The organism is Flavobacterium sp. SOK18b (assembly GCF_014156605.1).
Classification (GTDB): Bacteria; Bacteroidota; Bacteroidia; order Flavobacteriales; family Flavobacteriaceae; genus Flavobacterium; species Flavobacterium tiangeerense.
On sequence record NZ_QKNZ01000117.1, the window covers coordinates 1 to 2,103 of the forward strand.

Consider the following 2,103-nt stretch of genomic DNA (forward strand, 5'->3'; position numbering starts at 1 on the left):
GTACATAAAGTATCGTTCGTTGGTTTTTTAACTTAAATTAGAAATTATGACTACTTCTACCTTCAATAATATCACTCATAATTTCACAAAATTAATAACATGTTTCATATTATTAATTTTGGTATCTTTTAGTGTAAAAGCTCATAATTCTTGGAATACAATAACACCTCTTAGAGCAAAAATAAATCCAGGATCGGTTTCCTGTAATCAAAAAACTCCTTTTGTTAATGGAGCAGTTTTTGATAATTTAACAGCGTCGGTTACTAATAATGTTTTTAGTTTACTACCGCCTTGTGTAGGTTCTATATCAAATGTTACTAACCTTACGGATGCTGATTTGAATAATGTTGCCTCTATCAGTATTACTGGTCTTGGTTGTAATGGAGAACTAGCCGTTTCAGATAGTAATGATGTTTATCCTGCAGGAACTTTTGCCGGATTTAAAATAAGTGCATCTGGTTTACTGCAGGCCTCAATTGGAGCTACAATCAATATAAAAACGTATCAAGGAGGGTCTTTAAAAGAAACATTTAACGCAGTAACAAGCACTGTTGGTGTTAATTCCACCTTAGTAGATAGCAGTGGTAACACAATCCTAGGCTTTGTAACTAATCAATCCTTTAATGAAGTCAGAATTGAGTATACTTCTTTGTTAGGAGTTTTATTTTCGAATACTATTTATCATGCTGTAATCGAAAAATTTTGTCCTGGTCCTGCATTAAATTGCAATGAAAGAACGACTCTTAGCAATCCTAATTTCCCTGTTATTATCAACAGCACTAAAACAGGAGTTACTGGTCTAGCCTGCTTTGGATGTTCTGTGAATAATGCTGACAATTTAATATCAGGAAGTACAACAGATTTTGCTACGATAAATTTAGCGGTTGGAGTAGTTGGGTCTAGCGGTTCAATATCGGTAAAAGACGTTTTAAGTACGTACCCAATTGGAACTTTTGCTGGTTTCGAAATTTCAAATACAGCGCTTTTGGGAGTTGATTTATTAAACGGTCTTACCCTAACAACTTATCTCAACGGAGTACAAGCTGATACGTTTTCAGGATCTTCAGGCTTAGTTTCAGTGAGAACATCTTTAGTTAATGGAGACGGTAGAGGAGTTGTGGGTTTTGTGACCACTCAAGTTTTTAATGAAGTACAAATATCTGTTTTTAATCCATTAGTGGGAGTAAATATTGGTACTACTAATGTATACGGGGCTATTGTCCAAAAAAATTGCCCTGTGTCACTTGTTTGTGATCAAACCTATTTTTTAAAAGAAGGTGCTTCTGGCTTCCCAGTAATTATAAATAGTCTTAATACAGGTTTAGCTGGTATTGCTTGTGTGGGATGCTCTGTAAGTGATACGCAAAACGTAATTTCTACTAATACCACAGATTTTGCTTTAATAAGTACAGCCGTAGGGGTTGCATCTTCAGCATCAATCGCTGTTAAGGATATTGTTTCTACTTATCCAATAGGAAGTGTAGCTGGATTTGCAATAGAAGATACAGGAGGATTATTACAACTTGATTTATTAAACTCTCTTGAAATTTGCACGTATTTAAATGGTGTGCAGCAAGAATGTTCCACAACAAGTAATTTATTAAACTTAACGGCTGTAGTAGATATTTTTGGCACTGCAGCAGGTAGATATAATGTTGGTTTTCAAACTACCAAATCTTATGATGAAGTCAAAATAAGTGTTGGCTCCTTAGTTGGTGCAATAAATTCAATTAGGGTTTTTGGAGCTTTTATAGATAGTAGAACGGCTAACGATCCTACTTATGTATTGGTTTGCAACTTGGATTCAGATGGCGATGGAGTAAAAGATACGGTAGAAACAACAGATGGCACGAACCCAAATAATAACTGTTCATTACTAATCGCTAGCCAAACGCTAACGCCAAATGCAACTTGGAACGCCGCAGATTGTGATACTGATGGGGTTACTAATGCTCAAGAAATTACAGATGGCACAAACCCATTGAATGCAGATTCAGATGGTGATGGCGTAACTGATGGACAAGAAAAAACAGATAGCACGGATCCAAACGACAACTGCTCGTTACTAATTGCGAGTCAAACTTTAGCACCAAATGCAACTTG

1 protein-coding gene is annotated in these 2,103 nt (G+C 35.8%); it reads left to right on the forward strand.

Features of this window, described 5'->3' with window-relative positions:
• Positions 1-46: 46 nt before the first annotated feature.
• Positions 47-2,103 (forward strand): thrombospondin type 3 repeat-containing protein (locus tag DNC80_RS14270; RefSeq protein WP_220485256.1); only part of this gene is annotated, 2,057 nt, incomplete at its 3' end.